Origin of the sequence: Maritalea porphyrae (assembly GCF_027213965.1) — a bacterium.
Taxonomy (GTDB): Bacteria; Pseudomonadota; Alphaproteobacteria; order Rhizobiales; family Devosiaceae; genus Maritalea; species Maritalea porphyrae_A.
Map to the genome: position 1 here is coordinate 98,809 of NZ_JAPWGX010000005.1, position 20,716 is coordinate 119,524.

The 20,716-nt window shown below is 49.8% G+C and carries 25 protein-coding genes; 15 read left to right on the forward strand and 10 right to left on the reverse strand.

Going from position 1 to position 20,716, the window contains the following annotated elements; all coding sequences use genetic code 11:
- The first annotated feature begins 244 nt into the window (after window positions 1-244).
- The 4 genes from O4H47_RS15250 to maiA all read left to right on the forward strand — a co-directional run bounded on the left by O4H47_RS15250 (window position 245) and on the right by maiA (window position 3,852).
- On the forward strand, window positions 245-1,036 hold the full coding sequence (locus O4H47_RS15250) for an AAA family ATPase (protein ID WP_269394876.1): 792 nt from the start codon (window positions 245-247) through the stop codon (window positions 1,034-1,036).
- Window positions 1,037-1,157: 121 nt separating this feature from the next.
- Window positions 1,158-2,186, forward strand: a complete 1,029-nt coding sequence (locus O4H47_RS15255) for a flagellar motor protein MotA (protein WP_269394877.1) — start codon at window positions 1,158-1,160, stop codon at window positions 2,184-2,186.
- 3 nt (window positions 2,187-2,189) lie between these two features.
- On the forward strand, window positions 2,190-3,206 hold the full coding sequence (locus O4H47_RS15260) for a peptidoglycan -binding protein (protein ID WP_269394878.1): 1,017 nt from the start codon (window positions 2,190-2,192) through the stop codon (window positions 3,204-3,206).
- Between the two features lie 22 nt (window positions 3,207-3,228).
- Window positions 3,229-3,852 carry a maleylacetoacetate isomerase gene (gene maiA, locus O4H47_RS15265; protein WP_269394879.1) on the forward strand — a complete coding sequence of 208 codons (624 nt, stop codon included), beginning with the start codon at window positions 3,229-3,231 and terminating at the stop codon, window positions 3,850-3,852.
- Window positions 3,853-4,018: 166 nt separating this feature from the next.
- On the opposite strand, the gene O4H47_RS15270 is transcribed toward maiA, so the two are convergent.
- Together O4H47_RS15270 and O4H47_RS15275 are read right to left on the reverse strand one after the other, a co-directional pair.
- Window positions 4,019-4,489, reverse strand: coding sequence for a GNAT family N-acetyltransferase (locus tag O4H47_RS15270; protein ID WP_269394880.1), 471 nt, complete (start codon window positions 4,487-4,489; stop codon window positions 4,019-4,021).
- A 9-nt stretch (window positions 4,490-4,498) separates the two neighbouring features.
- Complete coding sequence (locus tag O4H47_RS15275; RefSeq protein WP_269394881.1) at window positions 4,499-6,352, reverse strand: ABC transporter transmembrane domain-containing protein; 1,854 nt, start codon at window positions 6,350-6,352, stop codon at window positions 4,499-4,501.
- A 238-nt stretch (window positions 6,353-6,590) separates the two neighbouring features.
- On the opposite strand from O4H47_RS15275, the gene rpmE reads away from it, so the two are divergent.
- On the forward strand, window positions 6,591-6,812 hold the full coding sequence (gene rpmE, locus O4H47_RS15280) for a 50S ribosomal protein L31 (RefSeq protein ID WP_269394882.1): 222 nt from the start codon (window positions 6,591-6,593) through the stop codon (window positions 6,810-6,812).
- A gap of 83 nt (window positions 6,813-6,895) precedes the next feature.
- Here rpmE and O4H47_RS15285 read toward each other — a convergent pair whose 3' ends face one another.
- The 3 genes from O4H47_RS15285 to O4H47_RS15295 all read right to left on the reverse strand — a co-directional run bounded on the left by O4H47_RS15285 (window position 6,896) and on the right by O4H47_RS15295 (window position 8,330).
- Window positions 6,896-7,420, reverse strand: coding sequence for a DUF1465 family protein (locus O4H47_RS15285; protein WP_269394883.1), 525 nt, complete (start codon window positions 7,418-7,420; stop codon window positions 6,896-6,898).
- A gap of 422 nt (window positions 7,421-7,842) precedes the next feature.
- Complete coding sequence (locus O4H47_RS15290) at window positions 7,843-8,064, reverse strand: DUF1192 family protein (protein WP_269394884.1); 222 nt, start codon at window positions 8,062-8,064, stop codon at window positions 7,843-7,845.
- An 83-nt stretch (window positions 8,065-8,147) separates the two neighbouring features.
- Entirely contained in the window at window positions 8,148-8,330 is a 183-nt protein-coding gene (locus tag O4H47_RS15295) for a DUF1192 family protein (protein WP_269394885.1), read from the reverse strand.
- Between the two features lie 115 nt (window positions 8,331-8,445).
- Here O4H47_RS15295 and O4H47_RS15300 point away from each other — a divergent pair, with 115 nt between their 5' ends.
- From O4H47_RS15300 to O4H47_RS18195, 4 genes are all read left to right on the forward strand, one after another.
- Window positions 8,446-9,465: an NAD(P)H-quinone oxidoreductase gene (locus tag O4H47_RS15300; protein WP_269394886.1), complete on the forward strand. Its 1,020-nt coding sequence runs from the start codon at window positions 8,446-8,448 to the stop codon at window positions 9,463-9,465.
- A 118-nt stretch (window positions 9,466-9,583) separates the two neighbouring features.
- Window positions 9,584-10,318 carry a DUF1013 domain-containing protein gene (locus O4H47_RS15305; protein ID WP_269394887.1) on the forward strand — a complete coding sequence of 245 codons (735 nt, stop codon included), beginning with the start codon at window positions 9,584-9,586 and terminating at the stop codon, window positions 10,316-10,318.
- Window positions 10,319-10,447: 129 nt separating this feature from the next.
- Entirely contained in the window at window positions 10,448-12,301 is a 1,854-nt protein-coding gene (locus O4H47_RS15310) for a monovalent cation:proton antiporter-2 (CPA2) family protein (protein ID WP_269394888.1), read from the forward strand.
- 320 nt (window positions 12,302-12,621) lie between these two features.
- Entirely contained in the window at window positions 12,622-12,948 is a 327-nt protein-coding gene (locus O4H47_RS18195; protein WP_419719639.1) for an RNHCP domain-containing protein, read from the forward strand.
- Here the strand turns inward: O4H47_RS18195 and O4H47_RS15315 are convergent.
- Window positions 12,945-13,472 (reverse strand): 2'-5' RNA ligase family protein, encoded by a 528-nt coding sequence (locus O4H47_RS15315; protein WP_269394889.1) that lies wholly within the window; start codon window positions 13,470-13,472, stop codon window positions 12,945-12,947. The two genes, O4H47_RS18195 and O4H47_RS15315, sit on opposite strands and share 4 nt — an antisense overlap.
- Before the next feature lie 116 nt (window positions 13,473-13,588).
- Between O4H47_RS15315 and O4H47_RS15320 the strand changes: the two genes are divergently transcribed.
- On the forward strand, window positions 13,589-14,347 hold the full coding sequence (locus tag O4H47_RS15320; RefSeq protein WP_269394890.1) for a sulfite exporter TauE/SafE family protein: 759 nt from the start codon (window positions 13,589-13,591) through the stop codon (window positions 14,345-14,347).
- Between the two features lie 74 nt (window positions 14,348-14,421).
- On the opposite strand, the gene O4H47_RS15325 is transcribed toward O4H47_RS15320, so the two are convergent.
- Window positions 14,422-14,598: a YdcH family protein gene (locus tag O4H47_RS15325; RefSeq protein ID WP_269394891.1), complete on the reverse strand. Its 177-nt coding sequence runs from the start codon at window positions 14,596-14,598 to the stop codon at window positions 14,422-14,424.
- A gap of 184 nt (window positions 14,599-14,782) precedes the next feature.
- Between O4H47_RS15325 and O4H47_RS15330 the strand changes: the two genes are divergently transcribed.
- The 4 genes from O4H47_RS15330 (at window position 14,783) to rpsU (ending at window position 17,084) form a co-directional block, all read left to right on the forward strand.
- Window positions 14,783-14,998, forward strand: a complete 216-nt coding sequence (locus O4H47_RS15330) for a YdcH family protein (protein WP_269394892.1) — start codon at window positions 14,783-14,785, stop codon at window positions 14,996-14,998.
- Between the two features lie 120 nt (window positions 14,999-15,118).
- Window positions 15,119-15,613 (forward strand): 5-(carboxyamino)imidazole ribonucleotide mutase, encoded by a 495-nt coding sequence (purE, locus tag O4H47_RS15335; RefSeq protein WP_269394893.1) that lies wholly within the window; start codon window positions 15,119-15,121, stop codon window positions 15,611-15,613.
- Complete coding sequence (locus O4H47_RS15340) at window positions 15,603-16,697, forward strand: 5-(carboxyamino)imidazole ribonucleotide synthase (protein WP_269394894.1); 1,095 nt, start codon at window positions 15,603-15,605, stop codon at window positions 16,695-16,697. Before purE ends, O4H47_RS15340 begins: the two co-directional genes overlap by 11 nt.
- A gap of 165 nt (window positions 16,698-16,862) precedes the next feature.
- Window positions 16,863-17,084 carry a 30S ribosomal protein S21 gene (gene rpsU / locus O4H47_RS15345; protein WP_269394895.1) on the forward strand — a complete coding sequence of 74 codons (222 nt, stop codon included), beginning with the start codon at window positions 16,863-16,865 and terminating at the stop codon, window positions 17,082-17,084.
- A gap of 86 nt (window positions 17,085-17,170) precedes the next feature.
- On the opposite strand, the gene O4H47_RS15350 is transcribed toward rpsU, so the two are convergent.
- The 3 genes from O4H47_RS15350 to O4H47_RS15360 all read right to left on the reverse strand — a co-directional run bounded on the left by O4H47_RS15350 (window position 17,171) and on the right by O4H47_RS15360 (window position 20,019).
- Complete coding sequence (locus O4H47_RS15350) at window positions 17,171-17,812, reverse strand: DsbA family oxidoreductase (RefSeq protein ID WP_269394896.1); 642 nt, start codon at window positions 17,810-17,812, stop codon at window positions 17,171-17,173.
- Between the two features lie 16 nt (window positions 17,813-17,828).
- Window positions 17,829-19,472 (reverse strand): hypothetical protein, encoded by a 1,644-nt coding sequence (locus tag O4H47_RS15355; RefSeq protein ID WP_269394897.1) that lies wholly within the window; start codon window positions 19,470-19,472, stop codon window positions 17,829-17,831.
- A gap of 94 nt (window positions 19,473-19,566) precedes the next feature.
- Window positions 19,567-20,019, reverse strand: a complete 453-nt coding sequence (locus tag O4H47_RS15360; RefSeq protein ID WP_269394898.1) for a MarR family winged helix-turn-helix transcriptional regulator — start codon at window positions 20,017-20,019, stop codon at window positions 19,567-19,569.
- 87 nt (window positions 20,020-20,106) lie between these two features.
- Between O4H47_RS15360 and O4H47_RS15365 the strand changes: the two genes are divergently transcribed.
- The gene (locus O4H47_RS15365; RefSeq protein WP_269394899.1) at window positions 20,107-20,637 is read left to right on the forward strand and encodes a cytochrome b; all 531 of its coding nucleotides are present in this window, start codon (window positions 20,107-20,109) and stop codon (window positions 20,635-20,637) included.
- Window positions 20,638-20,716: the final 79 nt, after the last annotated feature.

Here is a 20,716-nt window from a genome sequence, read left to right on the forward strand (position 1 = left end):
GCACTCATGCTGGACCTAAGGGCCCAACAATAACCAATGCTACCCAACGTACGCCACAACAATTCGATTTAAATATTGTCAGGCTCAACTGCACTGACCAAATTCGCAAGTTGGGAGCGTTTGGTATTCTGGGAGCCGCGGCAGAATTATTGGGGCATTCTTGTTGAAAATCGTACCGGAAACATGCATGCATAAGCCAATACATTTTGCAATTTTCATCAGAACTATTCTTTAAAGTAGTCCCATGCGTCGAAAAACTGGCACAAAACTACCAGCACCTTATTTAAAGCGCGTCTCACTTATGGCCGATCAATTGGTAGACAAAACAGGCTACCCTTATGACTTGCCTTGGCTGCAGGACCGTGAGTTCGAGCTAGACTTTACAACACCTGTCACCATCATTGTTGGTGAAAACGGCACAGGCAAATCTACCCTGATTGAAGCCATAGCAGCGCATAGCGGTTATGATGAAGCTGGTGGCAGCAAAGACCATGCTGCGGTGGACCACAGGAAAGCGATTGATAAAAGCGGGGCACTTTTAAAAGAGGTCCTCCGCGTAAGTTGGTTGCCAAAAGTTACAACCGGATGGTTTTTTAAGGCAGAAACATTTTTTTCTGTTGCGAGATATTTGGATGAGGTGGCCAGCCCATTTGCTGACTTCTTGTCAGCGAGCCATGGCGAAGGTTTCATCCGATTGTTTGAAGAACGCATGGCAGGGCAAGGCATATATTTTATGGACGAACCCGAAAGCGCCCTTTCCCCCCAGCGCCAACTCGAACTATTGCGCATTCTAAACAACATTCAAGAACGCGCAAATTCACAGGTGATAATGGCAACCCACTCACCTATCCTCATGGCACTGCCTAACGCTCGGCTCCTAGAAATCACCCAAAGCGGCATTAGCGAAACAAGCTATCGCAACACCCAGCACTTTAAGTTGTATCAGGCCTTCACGTCCGATCCAGAAGACTTCATCGAAGATGCGCTGCGAGATGATGGGCTTAAGGAGTATTTGCGGTTGCGCAGGCAAGAATAATTGCCAACCACCCGCGCCCGCCACAACAATACCACAACTATTCGATTTAAATATTGTCAGGCTCAACTGCACTGACTAGAATCGCAAGTTGGGAGCAATCGATCTGAGGGAAATGTCGTTAATGGCGCAGTCATACGATCCATATCATCTTGCAAGTCCAACCGTTTATCTTGTGAAGATGATCATCTTCCTCATAATCGTTGGCATGGTGGCGGTAATCATTGCGCCTCAACTGGTGGAAGCCTTTTGGGCCAACCCCTTCATTAACATCGTAATTTTGGCGGCATTGGGGATCGGCATCATCCTGTCGTTCCTGCAAGTTATGCGCCTATTCCCAGAAGTTCAGTGGGTGAATTCACTGCAGTCCGGGCAAATGGATGCGAATCGTCGGCAGCCTAAAATGCTATTGCCCGTCGCCGTGATTTTGCGTGACAACTTGGGGGAGACCATGATCACCCCCGCATCTTTGCGCTCGATTTTGGATTCAGTGGGCAACCGCTTGGACGAAGCCAAAGACACTTCGCGCTATCTCACCAGTCTTTTGGTCTTCCTTGGGCTGCTGGGCACATTCTATGGCTTGCTGCAAACCGTTGGCTCGGTTGGCGACGTGATCAAATCACTCGACATTACCGCCGGGGATAGCGGCAACTTGTTCTCAAATTTGAAGAACGGACTTGAAGCCCCCCTATCTGGCATGGGCACGGCCTTTGCTTCATCCCTCTTCGGTCTATCGGGCTCGCTGATTCTGGGCTTTTTGGACCTGCAAGCGGGCCAAGCGCAAAATGCATTTTATACCGATCTTGAAGATTGGATGTCTTCAATGACCGAACTTGACCACCCCATGACCCAAATGCAGGTGGATCAAATGGGGCTTGATGGTGCGGGCATGCAAGAAATGGTCGCGCAATTGGGCGCCACGATGCAAAATTCCTCGTCATCCCAAAACGCCATTCGCGCCATGGCCGAATTGGCCCACGGATTGGACGGGCTGACCAAAATTATCCGGCAACAGCAAGATGACTTGCGCACCCACATCACCGATCAGGGCGCAAATAACCAAAAAATGCGCGAGCTGGTGGACGCATTACTCAAAAGTGTTGAGCAAGAAGAAACGCCAGATAAACCAAACCCACGCACCAAGGGCAAATAGGATATGGCGCGCGCAAGACGGCAAGCACGCCAAGACTATTGGCCCGGGTTCGTAGATGCGATGGCCAGCCTATTGCTGGTCATTATTTTCCTATTGTCCGTGTTCATGCTGGCGCAATTTTTCCTGAGCCAAGAAATCTTGGGCAAAGATAGCGCCCTAACGCGCCTCAACAGCCAAATCGCTGAATTGACCGAATTGCTGCAGCTAGAGCGCACCAATTCAGAGGACCTGGAAACCACAATCGCTTCCCTGTCGGCTTCCCTTTCAGGTGCAGAAGCACAACGCGACAGCCTCAGCCAACAATTGGCCGGTCTTGGCGTGGGCACCTCAGAAAAAGACGGACAGATCGCCTCGCTTTCCTCTGATCTCGCCTCAGAACGCGAAATCAGTGCAGAAGCGGCTGCCCAAGTCGCCCTACTCAACCAACAAATGTCCGCTCTACGCTCCCAAATTGCAGCCCTTGAAGCCGCCCTTGGCGCTTCTGAATCCCGCGACACCGAAAGCCGCACCCGCATTGCCGATCTTGGTCGACGGCTCAACTTGGCGCTGGCTCAACGTGTGCAAGACCTGTCTAGATATCGCTCAGACTTCTTTGGGCAATTGCGCGAAATTCTGGCCGATCGCGACGATATAAGAATTGTGGGCGACCGCTTTGTGTTCCAATCAGAAGTGCTGTTTAGCGCCGGTGACGCGGAAGTGGCGGATGCTGGCTTGGCTGATCTCAACGCCCTCGCCAACGCCATCAAGCAACTCGAAACCCAAATTCCACCCGAGATTCCCTGGGTTTTGCGCATCGATGGACACACCGATAAACGCCCCATCAAAACCGCCCGTTTCCCCTCAAACTGGGAATTGTCTGCAAGTCGGGCGATCTCTGTGGCAAAATATTTGGTGGATCAAGGCATCTCCCCCACCCGCCTCGTTGCCGCTGGATTTGGTGAATTCCAACCCATCGACCCAGGTGACACCGACGAAGCCTACCGCCGCAACCGCCGGATCGAGTTTAAGCTGACGGACTAAAAGCCCGTCATACGGAGTTCCAATGCGTCTTTATTCCAGATGGCAAAATTCAGCTGGAGAACGAGTGCGCATTGCGCTCAACCTCAAGAGCATTGATTACGAATATGTCCCCATTAGCGCTCTATCTAAGCAGGAATATTTGCGCATCAACCCTCAAGGCTTGCTGCCGACGCTTGAAGTCGGCGGGAATTTTATCGCCCAATCTTCAGCGATTTTGGACTATTTAGAGGAAACCGTTCCAACACATCCCCTCTTGCCCACAGACCCAATCATCAAGGCCCAAGCAAAAGCCTTTGCGGCCCACATTTCGTCAGAAATGCACCCCCTAACGCAGATGCGCATTCAAAAAATGATCGGCACGGAATGTGCGCAAGACTGGGTTCAACATTGGCATAGGGTGGGGTTCAGCGCTCTTGAGCAAACCTTGAAACTAAAGAAAAAGAAAACCGATTTCTGTTTTGGCGAAGAACCGGGGTGGGCCGACCTACATCTGATCCCTCAATTGGCCAACGCACGGCGCTTTAACGTTGACCTGTCGCCATATCCGCTTCTGCTGACAATAGAAGCACGTTGCATTGAACTTGGCGCATTCAAAAAGGCACGGCCAGAGAACCAAATTGACTATCCAGACCGCAAAGCAACTTAGTCAATTCCCCCCCGTCACCCTCGGGCCTGACCCGAGGGTCCGGGGATGATGCAAGAGCGCACAAAGCTTTTGAATGATTTTCCAACCATGGGCTGGACCATTTGGACGACCAACACCCGCGCACCCACCAGCAGGAACCTACGCCCTTCAGCAATCTAGGCTGAACTCAGCCTTCAACACTCATGCCGATCGCTTGGTAGAATTCAACCGCACCATGTGGGTTATCACAAACAACTTTTAGCCGAACAACGTCGGATCCACGTTCTTGAAAACGCAGAAAAATATCGGCCATAAGCGCTTGCGCAATGCCGCGTCGTCGCCATTTTGGATGAACAGCAATGTCTTTAACAAATCCGCTGGTCCAGCAATGTGCAAATGCAACCAGTTCGCGCGTGTCACGACTGACCACCGGAAAACACAAGCTAGAATCATACTCTGCGTCTTTTGCAACAATTGACCACCACTCATCATATTGTTGCACTTCACCACCGCCATTGGCGTAACACAGATTTAGCAATTGGCGTGCTTGGGTGGCATGTTCTGCCGGCGAAAAGGCAACAAGTTGGACGTCCTTTGGCCAGGTGCCATGCGGAATAGGATTACCCAAATTCATTGCAAGCGTTAGATAATCGCTCACATGCCTCTCCTACTGTTGAAACTGCAGCTTCGCCAATTCAGCATAGCGACCACCTTTGGTCACCAACTGATCATGGGTGCCTTCATCGATGATATGCCCATCTTCAAGCACCAAAATACGGTCAGCATTTTTGATGGTGGCAAGGCGGTGGGCAACCACCAAAGTGGTGCGCCCAATCATCAAACGTTCAAGTGCTTGCTGCACTTTGGTTTCACTTTCAGCATCCAGGGCGCTTGTGGCTTCATCGAGCAGCAAAATCGGCGCATCTTTTAGCAAAGCACGGGCAATGGCCACGCGTTGTTTCTGCCCACCGGACAACATCACCCCGCGTTCGCCCACAATGCTCTCATAGCCATGTTCTAAGCGCTGTACGAACTCATCAACCAAAGCCACTCGCGCCGCTTCGCGCACCTCTTCGTCGCTCGCATCAGGCTTGCCGAACCGAATATTGTCCGCAATGGTGCCCGAGAACATGATCGCGTCTTGTTCCACATATGCAAAGCGTTTGCGCAATTCAGTAAAATCGGCCTCGCGAACATCAATGCCATCCACCAAAATAGTGCCGCCACTCACATCATAAAACCGTTGCAACAATGCAAATACGGTGGACTTTCCCGCACCAGAAGGGCCGACCAAAGCGATCGTTTCGCCAGATTTCACCTCAAAACTAATACCGTTCAGAACGCTTTCGTCGTTGCGGGTGAGATACTGAAAATGCACATCGTTAAATGATACTGTTGCCGGGCTTGGTACCGGAAACGCGACCGGATGCTTAGCGGCATCAATGCTGGGCTCTGTGCCCAAAATTTCAGTAATCCGCTCGGTTGCGCCGGCAACTGTTTGCAAAGTACCCAAAATCTCAGAAATGCCCGTAAGGGTTCCAGTTGCCATCATCGCATAAATCAGGAACTGGCTGAGTTCGCCGACAGTGATTTGCCCGCTTGAAACCAATTGTGTGCCCAACCAAATCAAACCAACAATGCCTGAAGCGGTCAGGAAAATCACAAAGGCGATCATCCCGGCACGCACCAGCAGGCGCGACACTTCAGACTGATAACTCGCCTCAGCATATTCGCCATATTCGTCATTGCGCTGCCCCTCACGGGTAAACGCTTTAATCGTCTTAATGGCGCCAAAAGTCTCTGTGGCAAGGGCTGCCAGGTCAGCAATTTTATCTTGCTGCTTGCGCGAAAGACCCCGGATATATTTCCCCAACCAGACCACTGGAAACACCAAAACCGGAATAATGACCACAACAGCAGTCGCCAAATAAATCGAGGTGACAAACATCATAATCACCGCACCAGCCAACATGACCGCCGAGCGCAAAACAACGGGCAAAGCGCTGTCCAGCGCACCGCGCACAATGCCCACATCTGAGGTAATGCGCGAAATCAACTCGCCCGTGCGGTTGGTATCAAAAAACACCACATCCATATTCATCAAATGATCAAACACCGCGCGCCGGATATCGGTAATCACCCGCATACCAATGACGGAGATGAAATAGAACCGTGCCGCAGAAGCAACAGCCAGCACACCGGCGATGGCAATAATACCAATTGAGTAAGAATTCACCACCTCCAGATTTTGGGTGACAAACCCTTCGTCGATTATGTTGCCCGCAAAAAATGGGATCGCCAGTGCAGCAAAGGCCGCAACCAGCAAAAACAATGCTGTAAACCCAAGTCGAAATGGATATTTTAGCAAAAACGGCAACAAAGCCTTGAGCGGCTCTGAGGAATTTGTTTGGCTTTCGCGATCCGCTGTCAGGATAATCTTTTCAAGACGCGATTTGCTATCGGTGCGCAAATTCGCGTCGTCACGCTTGTCCGTGGCTGGCTGGCTGGACAGATCAGTCATATTTTGATTTCCTTGAACGGCAAATTGTGGAGCTAAAATAGGTACTCCATGCGAACAACTCAATAGCCGTATGCACCAAAGCCTCAGATTCATCCCACCCAGCGCTTTTGCACACTTGCAGTTTCATCAAAGATCGGGTAGAACCCGCCCAACTGTTTCCCTGAGGTGGGCAGCAAGGCGTATTTTGGCGCCTGTGGAAAGCCCTTAACCTCATTATTTGAATTGAAGGCGCAACCAGATGAAAAAAGACATTCATCCAGACTACCACATGATCAAAGTGGTTATGACAGACGGTACGGAATTCACCACTCGTTCAACTTGGGGTGAAGAAGGCCAAACAATGCAGCTTGATATTGATCCAAAGACCCACCCAGCTTGGACTGGTGGCACAGGTCAATTGATGGACCGCGGTGGCCGTGTGTCTCGCTTTAAAGACAAATACAAAGGCATCTTGGGTTAAGCGATCCAGAGCTTTTAGCAGAATTAAAAAACCCGGCTGTTTTGGCCGGGTTTTTTGTGTTCAAAATTCAATATGGAACCAAACTACCCTTCAGTTTTGGCGCCAAAAGCATCGCGCAATCGCGCCAAATGGTTGTTGACCGGATTGACCTTTTGCTCCGCTTCTTCAGCGCCACCACGTTCCATTGCATCAAGCGCATGAATGCGTTTGTTTAAAGAATCAGCTTTCTCAATCATTTCGCGCATGGCCAAGGGCAGTGTTTCCCACATCGGCACGTCTTTATCCGCCATCTTTGTGTTCAATTCGACCCGTCGCTCTTCCGATTGAGCTTGCTCTTCGGTCAATTCACCCTCGCGCACGGCCCGCTGCAACAAAAGCCAACTTGCCAGCTGCATCAAACGTGTCGTCAATTGCATAGATTGTGAGGCGTAAAGCAAAGACGCATCGCGTTCCAACAATTTGCTCGCCGCCCGACCATCGCCATCAAGATAGGCCGCAGCTTCTTCCACCAACTTCATGCCTTCGCGATAAAGCGTGTCAAAACCACCCGTCGCAACAATGCGAGGGCCAATGGATTGCGCGTCGCGCGGTTGATCAGATTGTGTCAATGGCCTACCTGCTTCAAATTCTTTCGCACACAGCATATCTGTGTTTCTGCCTCATCGCTTTAACGCGATTCTACATGGAAACACTTAACAAACAAAATTTGCCGATTTTGTGATGTGCGAATGTAATCGAGATATTTCGCTCGTTAACTTCTCAGTAACCCGCAAGTAAACAAAAAAAGAGCCGAAAAAATCGGCTCTCGAAAGTTAACAGGGAGGCGTCGAACAGAGAGTAAAGAACCGCTCTGTCAGACCCAACAAGAATGTTGGATAAAACTAAGTTAACCGATAAACTTTAATGCAACCTTAACCACCAACATTTTCTTAACCGTCACTTTTTTAACTCTAAAAGTTAGCGGGCTGTTGTTTGTAATCTGCCAACAAATGCACAGCACATTGACAACAAGAAACGAAGGTGGCTCTTGCTATTGACCGGCTTCGGGCCTGGACAACATAGGAAACAGCGAATTGAACTTTTCCTTTTGTTTGTCCGCTTTTGAAGGTCGTTGCACTTCAATGGCCTGCTTGACCCGTTGCATCTCAGCAAACAACATCACCAAACGCTCATCAAGTTCTTCAACTGGCATGCCCTCAAGCGACATACCGACCTGATGTGATACCGGTTTCACGATTGCTTCATCTCCCATAATTTCTCACCTCGCTTTAATCGGCTTTTTTACCAATGACAAGAATGACGCATCACAAGTGAATTTGATCTAAACTGGGCCGATCAAATTTTAAAAACCGCATCAGCTGCGGCCTTGCTTGTTTTCTTCACCTCGATTTCGGCACGTAATCTTAGGATTTCTCTTTCCAACAATAAAATACGTTCGCCAAGTTCATCGACGGATATCGCATCCAAAGACATGCCCATTTCGTGCGAATTGGGTTTTACATAGTCGTCATCGTCCATTTGATCGCCTCGCTTGTTGAATTCCACCTATTCGCCCAAAATAATGGATATAGAATCACTATTTGGGCAACTCCCAAACTTGAAGATTTTTGTAATTTGTGGAGCAGATAAGCAAATGAGTGACCAAATGATGCGCGCGATCGCCATTGACCAGCCCGGCGGACCGGAGGTTCTAACCCCCATAGATGCGCCAATGCCCTATGCTTATGAAGGCGAACTGGTCATCAAGGTTCATGCGGCTGGGGTCAATCGTCCAGACATTTTGCAACGTATGGGCGCTTACCCGCCACCAAAAGACGCCTCACCTCTGCCCGGTCTCGAAGTTGCGGGCATGGTCGAAAAAGTTGGGCGTGGTGTCACCAAGTTCAAAGTTGGCGACCCAGTAGTGGCCCTATGCAATGGCGGCGGCTATGCCGAATATGTCTCCATTCCCTCAGGTCAAACCCTGCCCTTACCAAAGGGCTGGACCATGGCAGAAGGCGCAGCGCTGCCCGAAACACTTTTTACCGTGCAACAAACTATTATTGACCGCGCCCAACTGCGCAGCGGCAAAACGGTACTCATTCATGGCGGTGCGGGTGGCATTGGCGCAGCTGCTATCCAATTGGCAAAACTCAAGAATTGTTTTGTAATTGCAACCGCATCTAGCGAAGAAAAGCTCGCGTATGTAACAGCTGTCGGCGCTGATCTTGCCATCAATTATTTGACTGAAGACTTTATTGAGAAAACCAAAACCGCCACTCAAGGCAAGGGCGCCGATGTGATCTTAGACATTATTGGCGCTGACTATGTGGACCGCAATATTCGCGCTGCCGCGATGGATGGCACTATCGTGCAATTGGCCAATTTGGGTGGACGTGAAGCCACCATCACCATGGGTTTAATTGTTGCCAAACGCCTTACGCTTTTTGGGTCCACTTTGCGTGCTCAGTCCAATGAGGTGAAAAGCCAAATCGCCAACAACCTGCTGGCGCAGGTTTGGCCCGCTCTTGAAAGTGGGCAATTCATCAAACCACGCATTACTACTTTTGCGCTTGAGGATGCATCAAAGGCCCATGCGGCAATGGATAGCGCAACCCATTTCGGCAAGATTGTCCTTCTAACGCAATACAACCAAGATGAGCATAATGATTAAATACGTTTGCAATTTCACACGTTCAGCGCTATATGAGGCTAAATTCCCCATCAATTTTTAACAAATGAGGGGCGTGCAAGGTGACTAAAAGCCTCGCACCCGAGGAAAGAGATATACCATGGCCACACAACTATTAATGCCAAAAGCAACTGCCGTTTGGCTTGTTGACAACACAGGACTTACTTTCGATCAGATTGCAGCATTTTGCTCTCTGCACCCGTTGGAAGTACAAGGCATTGCCGACGGCGACGTGGCAGGCGGTATTAAGGGTGTGAACCCGATACAGAATGACCAATTGACCAAAGAAGAAATCATCAAAGCGGAAGCCGATCCTTCTTATCGCATGAACCTTTCTGGCCCCAAAACCATTGTGCCACAAGTCAAGCGCCGCGGTCCACGCTACACCCCGGTTTCCAAGCGTCAAGAAAAGCCAAATGCGATTTTGTGGTTGGTCCGTAATCACCCAGAACTAAAAGACGCTCAACTGATGCGCCTTGTGGGCACAACAAAACCAACGATTGAATCTGTGCGCGAACGCACACACTGGAACGCGTCCAACCAAACGCCGGCTGATCCGGTAACATTGGGCCTTTGCACGCAGGTTGAGTTGGACATGGAAGTGCGCAAGGCTGCGAAAAACGCACCTGCTCAAGAACGACGCGCCGAGGATTCTGGCCTGCTCACTGCAGAAGAAGCAATGGCAACAGCACAACCAACACCAGTGTTTGACCAAGGGTTCCTTGACGCTCAGCCTTCAGTTCTTGATCGCGACGATCACAAAGAACCAGAATATGATGCAGACAGTGTTTTTTCCGGCTTGAACAACCTAAAAAACAATCGCGACGACGACTAAGTTTCGTCACTGCCTTAATAGATCGTAAAAGCGGATCAGCCATCATGTTCTCTTAACGGAGGTACATATGGCAGGTCCGCTTTTTTCTTGGTCACTTCAAAATCACAGTGCAGATGAAAGGCGTGTTTAATGGAATATAGCTTCTTACTGGCTTGCCTGATTTTCTTGTCCGCAGCCGTTATTGTTGTGCCCTTGGCCAAACTGACCGGCCTTGGCCCCGTGCTTGGTTATTTGCTCGCGGGCGTAATTATTGGACCTTACGCCTTGGGATTGGTCGCAGATCCCAAAACCATATTTCACTTCTCCGAATTTGGTGTTGTGATGATGTTGTTTCTCATCGGGCTTGAACTCCAACCCCGTGAGTTTTGGCACATGCGGGTGCGATTGGTCGGACTTGGTGTTCCCCAAGTCATCATCACAGCCCTCCTGATCGCTGGTTTTGGCATTTGGCTTAACTTGCCTTGGCAGTCAGCCGTGGTGATGGGACTTGGCCTGTCTTTATCCTCAACCGCCATTGTGCTCAAAATCATCGACGAGCGCTCCATCATGCAACGCAGTGTGGGTCGGTCAGCCTTTTCAGTGCTTTTGGTGCAGGATGTGGCTGTCATCCCATTTCTTGCCATTATCCCTTTTTTGGTGATCCCAGAATTGGCAAACCACGCCCCAACGGACGCCCATGGCGCTGTTCCAACAGACGAAGGTGGATGGCAGGCAGGGTTGCGCGTCACCTTTGTGTTTTCATCCATGTACCTTGCAGGGCGATACCTTTTGCGCCCTGTCCTTAAGATCATCGCCAAATCTGGTGTGCGTGAAATCTTCACCGCCCTAGCGCTGTTGCTCGTTGTCGCGGCGGCCCTCATGATGGAATGGATCAATATTTCGCCCGCCCTTGGCGCCTTTATGATTGGCGTCATCTTGGCCGATAGTGAATATCGGCATCAGCTGGAAAGCGACCTCGAACCCTTCAAGGGCTTACTGCTGGGTCTGTTCTTTATCTCGGTTGGCATGTCGATCGAATTCTCGGTGTTTTTGACCAATGCATGGTCCATCATTGGCCTTGTGTTGGGCCTTGCAACGCTTAAGTTTGCCGTCCTTTTTGGCCTCGCAACCATCTTCAAGTTTCACATTGCTGATAGATTGCTGTTTGCCACCTTGCTTGCGCAGGGCGGTGAGTTTGCTTTTGTGTTGTTCCAATTTGCTTTGGGCGCTGGCGCCCTTGACCCTGGGATGGCCAGTATCCTCAATGTTACCGTCGCCCTTTCAATGATCATCACGCCGATTCTATTGATCGTATTTGATCGCATCGTTGTGCCCCGCTTGCCTTCCTTACAATCTGTGGAGCGCGAAGATGACGATATTAGTGTGCGCAATCGCGTTATAGTTTTGGGCTATGGGCGCTTTGGCCAAATCGTCACTCGCTTGCTGACCGCTCAAGGTTATGAAGCTACGCTGATTGACCATGACCCGGAACAGATTGAATTGATGAAAAAATTCGACGCCAAAGTGTTTTATGGCGATGCGCGTCGGCTTGATCTCTTGAAATCTGCCGGCGCAGACAAGGCCGAACTCATGGTGATATCCATCCACAGTCCTGAAATTGTGTCCGAAATTTCACGCATGGTGCGGGAGAATTTCCCACATATCCGCGTACTGGCCCGCGCCCGTGACCGCAACCATGCCCACGACCTTATGGACATTGGCGTGCATGAATTCGAACGTGACACATTCCACTCAGCACTCCAATTGGGCATCAAAGCTTTGGTGACGCTTGGGTATACAGAAGCAAAAGCCAAACGTTTGGCCAACGCTTTTGCCAAACACGACGTAGAAATGCTGCATGAAGCTTACGAATTACGTGGTGATGATGAAGCCATGATTGGGCACGTTAAAACCGCACGACAGCTTTTGGCGCAAGTGATGCAGGCCGACATCGATGAATTGGATGCAGACCAGGCGGTAGACAAAAACAAGGACAATAAATAGTCTGAAAAGCGCAACATCAACAGGGGACGCAATGGCAGCACAAAACAATCTCGATATCTGACAGGGGACGATGCCTTTTGCCAGTGAGATAGAATGACACTTACCGATGGCTATTGCACCTGTGGCGGTAGACTTCGAGCGGAACGCGTTAGTTTGCAAGTTTTCCGCAAGCAGGAATTGGAAGTAGCCGCGACAGCAAAGCGGTGAATCTGTCCCTCTTCTATCAAGCCTGAAAAGCGTTTTTTGGCCACGCGCCAAAGCGCTCAAGAACAAACGGAACCCTGATCCTTGATTTCTCCTCAAAGAAACAAGGATTCAGGATGTCGAGACACACCCAAAACGTGTCGTTCGAATGCGAACGATGCGCTCACAAAATCGAAAAACTTTCCAATGGCAGTTTCCGCAATCACTGCCCAGCTTGTCTATGGTCAAAGCACGTTGACATATTGCCAGGCGACCGCGCCAACCCGTGCAAAGGGTTGATGGAGCCAATCGGCTTACATTGGCACCCGAAGAAAGGGTGGCAAATTATCCATAAATGTTCAATTTGCGGGCATATTGGCCGAAATATTGCGGCGAGTAATAGCATACAGCCTGACAATGCAGACATATTGATCGCGCTATCGCAATCAGTTTGGACTGACTAAAGGTCCAAACGCCATTGTTTGATCACCTCTATTGGTGAAAACTCAATGACCTCGATGGCGTTAAAAACAACATCGAACTCGCCTATTTCATTATTGATATAGGCAAGAGCCGCTTCGCGATTGGCCGGGTCAATTTGCGTACCCAAAGTGCAATGGGGATGCCATTTACCGGGGAGATAATTTGCTCGACACTGCGCCGCATCAACCCTTGCATGAACTTCATGGTGCAAAGCAAGCAAACGCGGCACCTGCACTGGTGCTGCCCAAACCACCATAGGATCCACATCAAAGAAACGAATTTTATTAAATGTGACGCGAACAGGTTTTGCACGCGTAAATGCATCTCCCAATTGCCGTTTCAATTGCGCACCCGTGACGTGCTCGAACATGGCAAAGGTGAAGTGGGGCGGATATTGCAGCGTTGGCATAGATGGAGACGTTTCAAAGGCCGAGACTTCTTGCCATAGGTGCGTGATCGCACGCGCGCTCTTATTGCGCGCTACAAGCGAAACCGCACTCCCCATAACAAACATCCTTTCGTGGCCAGAATTTGCCATCAAGCCCTTGGCCAAGCAACTTGGATGATCTAGCCTGCCATCACCCTACCAATCAATTACGTATTTTACTTATGCCATTCGACATGTCAGCGATCGACCCCACGGTCATCTTCATCAGTTTTTTGGCCGTTTTTCTGGTCGCTCTTTCCAAATCTGGTTTGGTGGGGTCGCTGAGTTTTGTCGGCGTGCCGCTATTGTCAATCGTCATGCCGGTCACCCAAGCTGTGGGTGTCATGTTGCCCGTGTTGTTGGCGATGGACGCCATCGGGCTAATCGCCTACCGGCGCGAAATTCACTGGCCGAACCTGAAAATCCTTTTGCCCGGCGCCATCACCGGCATCATCATTGGTTGGATGTTCTTTGCCTTCATTTCAGAAGGCATGGTGCGCTTAATGGTTGGCACCGTGACGATACTCTTTTGCCTGGATGAATGGTTGCCATTGCGCAAAACGCTCTCGGGCCTCCCCCCGTCCAAACCATGGGGTTGGTTTTGGGGGTCAATTGCCGGGTTCACCAGCTTTGTCAGCCACACGGGCGGGCCGCCTTATCAAATCTTTATGCTGCCCCAACGGCTCAAGCCAACCCTATATTCGGGCACCACGGTTATCTTTTTCGCCGTGGTCAATTCCACCAAACTGGTCCCTTATGCGTTTTTGGGCCAACTCTCAGTGTCAAATCTCACCATTTCAGCAACACTGATTCCAGTTGCAATTTTGGGCATGCTTTTGGGTGTTTATCTGGTACGCCGCATATCAACCGAACTATTTTACAAAATGGCTTATGTCTTGGCGTTCATTCTGGCGCTCAAATTAATCTATGATGGCGCCCAAAGCTTCCTATAAGCAAAAATACAAAAGGCCACGAGAATGATCGTGGCCCCAATTAGTTGATACTCAAAAGAATATACTATTCTCACCTATTGTCGCGTTTGGTTTTGCATTCGCGATATCTCGTCTTTTAGTTCGAGTTTTTTGCGCTTAAGCATGCCAATTTTCAGCTCGTCTTGAGCAGGGCGCTGCAATTCTTGGAGGATCTGATCGTCAAGCGAGGCATGACGGCGCTCCAGCGCGTTGAGGTGGGAAGTAGTTGTCATGAAGTCTTCCTTTCTCTGTATGTACGCCAAGCAGTCTGTCAAAAAAATGTCATGCTGTCCAATCAACAAATAGCGTCAATTTGTACCAATTTTGCACATGCAGTTAAATCTTTGTGCAATCATTTGTAATATGGGGTAATTTTGACAGACGGTCACAACAGAATCACAAGGGACCCACCAGACCATGATGCCACTTACTTCCGAACAACGGGCGAGATTGGGGCTGGAGTTGGCGTCTAAACGTCAAGAGCACAAAGATTTAGACGCCGCAATTCACGCGCTAACGCATTCAGGACAAAATGATCCCATGTTGGTGCAACGGCTGAAGAAGAAAAAGCTCACCCTTAAAGACCGCATCAAAGAACTAGAAGATATTCTGTTGCCCGACATAATCGCCTAGTATCTGACCAGTATCGCTTCTTTTTAACCAAAGAACGGCACCAATTAGACTTTACGCCACTTGCTCAAAGCCAGATTGTAGGGTAAACGCCCTTTTTGACGCAATGCGAGAGGGCTTTTTATGCCTTTAAATCCGCCAATAGCCATCGTCATGGGGTCTCAGTCTGACTGGGCCACAATGCGCCACGCCGCAGAGACACTTGACCAGCTCGAAATTCAATATGAAGCACGCATCGTTTCGGCGCATCGTACGCCTGACCGTATGTATGACTTCGCCAAAGCCGCAGCCGACGATGGGTTTAAAACCATTATTGCTGGCGCTGGCGGTGCCGCGCATTTGCCCGGCATGATCGCTGCGCTCACCCACCTGCCCGTTTTTGGCGTGCCAGTGGAAAGCCGCACCATGAAGGGCTTAGACAGCCTTTATTCGATTGTGCAAATGCCAGCTGGCATTCCTGTGGGCACTTTGGCCATCGGCAAAGCAGGTGCAACAAACGCTGCATTGCTTGCCGCCGCCGTACTTGCCTTGTCGGACGAAGAAGCGCGCAAAAACCTTATCGCCTACCGACAAGACCGCACCGCTCAAGTAACGGAATTCCCAGTTGATGAAGAATAGGCTTTCAACTGGCGCAACCATCGGCATTTTGGGTGGTGGGCAATTGGGGCGCATGATGGCGCTTGCCGCCCATAGATTGGGCCTGAACACACACATTTATTGCCCGGACGAAAATAGCCCCGCATTTGCGGTTACCCCCCATAAAACTGTTGCAGCCTATGAAGATATCGCGGCCCTGACAAAATTTGCGCAAAGCGTTGATTGCGTAACTTACGAATTTGAGAATGTGCCTGCCCAAACAGCCGCTGCAATAACCGAAGCGGGAACCGAGCTGTTCCCTTCGGCCAAAGCACTTGAAATTTCGCAAGATCGTCTCGTTGAGAAACGCTTCATATCAACAGTTGGTATTGAAGTTGCGCCTTACGCCAAAGTAGACAGCCAACAAGAGCTGGACATAGCACTTGAAAAGATCGGTCTTCCCGCAGTCCTAAAGACTCGCCGTTTTGGTTACGATGGCAAGGGCCAAACCATGCTCAAAACCGCACAGGATGTGGAGACAGCTTTCGACGCTATCGGCGCGCAACCCGCCATTTTGGAAGGCTTTGTACCTTTTGAAAAAGAGATCTCCGTGATCATTGCTCGAGACCAAGCCGGACATGTGGCCGCTTACGACCCGGCTGAAAACGTGCATCAAAACCATATTCTAAAAACCTCAACTGTACCCGGCAACATCAATGTCGATGTCTGCGAAACAGCAAAATCTATTGCTACCCAGCTCATTGTTGCCCTGGACTATGTTGGGGTTATGGGCGTTGAGTTTTTTGTGGTTCAAACCAACAGCGGCACTCAATTGGTGGTCAATGAAATCGCGCCAAGGGTCCACAATTCTGGGCACTGGACACAAGCTGCGTGCCTAAATGATCAGTTTGAACAACACATTCGCGCGGTGGCAGGCTGGGACCTTGGCAGCCCTGAACGGCACGCAGATGTTGTGATGGAGAATCTAATCGGTGATGAAATCATTGCCGGGATGAAAACCACAGAATCGAATACCCAAGTTCATCACTATGGCAAATCTGAAATCCGTGCGGGCCGGAAGATGGGCCACATCAATCGCATTTTTGCCAAAAAAGGCGTAAATTAGGGCGCTTTTGCTGCAAATTTACGTGCCAAGCGCTGGACAAGCCACATCAGGTTTGGTATCTACCCATCCAACGCTTGGCTGGTGCTGCTGGCCGAAGCGCATTTGGCTTTTTGTCAAAGCGCTAAATGAAATTCTGGTTTAACTCTTTTGAAGGTGGTGTGCCGCGTGCAAGTAGTCGTTCGCGATAACAATGTAGATCAAGCTCTTCGAGCTTTGAAAAAGAAACTTCAACGCGAAGGTGTATTTCGTGAAATGAAGTTGCGTAACTACTATGAGAAACCTTCTGAGAAACGTGCCCGTCAAAAGGCAGAAGCTGTGCGTCGCGCCCGTAAATTGGCTCGCAAGCGCTTGCAGCGCGAAGGTTTGGTTACAACTGGTCGTCGCTAAGACGTCTCAGTAATCATAACAAGATTTTTAAACGCCGCTGATCATTTCAGCGGCGTTTTTCATTGTTTGAAGGCTCGAAGGAGCTGCTATTCAGCAGCTTCCTTAATCACGGTTTCTAAGGCCTCTTGAAACACTTCCTCTGGCTGTGCGCCGGATAGGCCATATTTGTTGCCCAAAATGAAGAAGGGCACACCTTGTACGCCCTGTTGTGAGGCACTGACAGAGGCACTTTCAACTTCTTTTTGCAAATCTTCACGCGTCACAAGCGCCAACACTTCTTCACGGGTGAAGCCGTTGGCGGTGCCAATGTCAACCAAGACTTCCGGGTCCGAAATATTGAGCGCATCTAGATAGGTTGCTTTGCTCATGGCCATCGACATGGCGTGCTGGGTGCCCCTTGATTCAGCTGCGGCCACCAAAACCTGTGCGGCCTGAGATGGGTAACGCATTTTCTGTTTTCGCATGTCCAAATCAAGGCCAGACTTTTTGGCTTCCGCCTCCAATCGATCCCACATTTCAGCGGGATCTACACCATACTTGCGCTTCAGCATCGTTTCACTATCCTCCCCCTCTTTGATGGCGTTTGCATCAAGCAGATAGGGATGGTGAAAAATGGATACTTTGGTACCATCGTTAAGTGCGGCAATCGCTTTGTTCAAACGATGAATGCCAACCAAGCACCATGGGCAAACCGGATCGGAAAAAATATCTATACGTAGTTCAGCCAATGGGCACTCCTTCGGACTACTTTGAAGATTTTAAAAGCCCAACGGCTTTCCTGAATTTTACAATATGATCTGAAATGCCTGACTGAGCAGTATTCGTCCAATAACGAATATGTGTAATCAGGCGCAGATCATCCAACCCGAACTTTGAGTACAAGATATGAACTTTGTGCTCTAAAACGCCACGGCCAAAAAGGTCAAATCCACCCACTGGCCCACCAAGCACATCGCCTTGCCAAAAGAACAAAGGATGTGGCTCATCATACATATTGGTCCAACGCACAGCGGAAAAAACCGCACCATGATGCGCATATGCACGAGGTGCCTTTAAAGCCCAATCAGCTGTGGTTTCAGGAATGGGCATCCCCGCGTAGTTAGGGCTAAATTCCAATTTGTCCGGCGTGTAGAGCACGCCGAAATCCTCATTATATGGTCGCGGAGGCACAACCGGAAACAAGCGCTCTTCTTTCAGCTTCTCAAAGTTCTGAACCCCACGCGCAATCAAAAATTGGGCGTGGCTGAGAGGTGAACCAAGGGTCACAAGATCTGTGATCTTCCAGTAAGCTTTAGTTTTTTGTCCCAATTTGTTGGTGACTGGCCCAGACAATCGGATCGCCTTGGCCACATTTGCCTGCACAGCCTGATAAGCTTCAACCGTTAGGTCATTCCAATAGCGACTTTTGTGATTTTCAACGAACAAATCATGTTCAAACAGCGCTTTCCGTACCCGTGCCGAAGGTGGATTTTCATTGGTCGGCCCAAGCTCTTCCCACAATAGATGCAAAATATCATAGGCAACGACCGACCCCAATGAATGGGCAACAATCACGATTCGATCGTAGGTTGGATCATTATGCAAATCGCGCAAGAGCATCAACCCGCGCTCACGCACATCGTGCCGACGTTTAACGGTGTCCGGGTGCGCACCAAGATAGCCAGCCACATCACCAAGATAGGGGAGAAAAAACATGCCGGTTAGTATTGTGATCAACACCGTTCCACCGACCACGCCCGAACGCACCTCAACCCCGCTAATGCCAAAGAGGGTATAATAAACCAGCAAGGTGATGACGAAATAGGCCGGCCAGCGCAATATCCAGCGCAATGCGGGAACCAACCTCCCCAGCCCCACCATCAGTCCCAAATTAAGCACCCCTAAAAAGGTCACTTCCCAAATATCAAGCTGAGCGGTGCCGCCATCCAAATTCCACCAATCCAGCTCAAAGATTGTGCCAAGTCCCAACAGCACCACGCCAAAAGCCACAAGCCCAATCAGCACAATGAGAAAACAAAGCGCCGCCCAAGGCCAAACCATGCGATCGGTTACATATTGAGGCCGTACCATGACGATGCGCAGCAACCACCGCCACAAATTGCGCAGCTTGGCGTCATCTAAAACATCGGCATAATAAAACTCGAAGAAGTCGGTCCGCTTGCCGTCTTTTGCCGGGGGTGTTGTGATGCGCTGCAAGTCATGGCTACCGGTCTTACAATCGGGCACAATCCAACTTTTGTTTCCATCTGGCCCAATGTTGCGGTCACCTGAATTGAGCATGCTCTTGTCGGTGGTCCAAAGCGTTTCGACAATCCGACGCATCATCCCCATTGGGCGCTGTTCGCCCATGCCATGCACAACAACTATTGCTTGTTTTTCACCTGCCATGAGACAATGTACCCGTCAGAAACCCATTGGCGCCAAGGTGGACCAATTCGCAAAGTGAAACAAGTTCCACAGCCTCATTCTTTGAACCAGATGCTCACTTTTGCTTGAGATAGTTTGAGGCATTTTTTTGAGCCCGGTTAAGAAGCGCAAACAATTGCACCGTTTCCTTTTCTGAAAACCCTTCAAGCACAACTTCGTTGACTTCAGTGTACAAAGAGCGCAAATGCGCCTTCTCTTGGCCTTTATTTGTAGCAGAAACCAAAACCGAACGTGCATCGGAACAAGATGCGCATTTTTTAACCCAACCTGCCTTTTCCATTCGATCCACCAGACGCGAAACCGCTGGTTTTTCAGACCGCATATAACGGGCAAGGTCACCAACACTGACAGCTTTGCGCTGCCACAAGACACACAAAACAATCCACTGCTGGGGCGAAAGGTCGTGCGGCTCCAGCAAATGTGCCAAAATTTGGCGCGCTCGGGCAGCAGTTATGTTGACCAAACGGCCCAATGAATCCGCAGGTGGATCAATCGTTTCTTTTTGCATGTGACTTTTTAGTTTACATGGAACATAATTTATATTACATGTAAACTAACAGATATCAACCACTTTGAAAACAAAAAGGTGCACCCCATGGCTGCAACAACTGTGACCAAATACTCCCGCGCAATTCGTATTCTGCATTGGGTGCTCGCACTACTGCTAATCGGCTTACTGATTGCAGGCACAATCATGCACAACACCGCTGACGAGGCGACCAAGTTCGCCATCCTCAAACTGCACGCACCTTTAGGCCTATTGGCTGGCATTCTACTCTTCGCCCGCACCTATTTTGCTTTCACCCAACCTCGCCCAGCGGCTGACCCAAATTGGTCACTTGCTGTGAAGTGGGGATCAAAGATCATTCATATCCTGCTTTATGTGTTTCCACACGCATTGGTGGGCTCAGGCATAGCAACAATGGTGGCATCCGGGCTCGGCGAAATCTTGCAATCTGGACAAACAGCACCTTGGCCCGAACTTTCAGGCATCGCGTTTGCGGGTGCTCACGGCCTGTTCGCCAAGCTGTTTTTGGCCAGCCTCGTTTTACACATTGCTGGCGCAATCTATCACCAAGCCATCATCAAAGACAATTTGATCGCCCGCATGATGCCCGGAAAATAACATAAATCAATACAAACAGGCGCAAGGGCAATTTGCCCTTGCATCTGTAGTCACTAGAGCTTTTATAAAGCCTGCATCT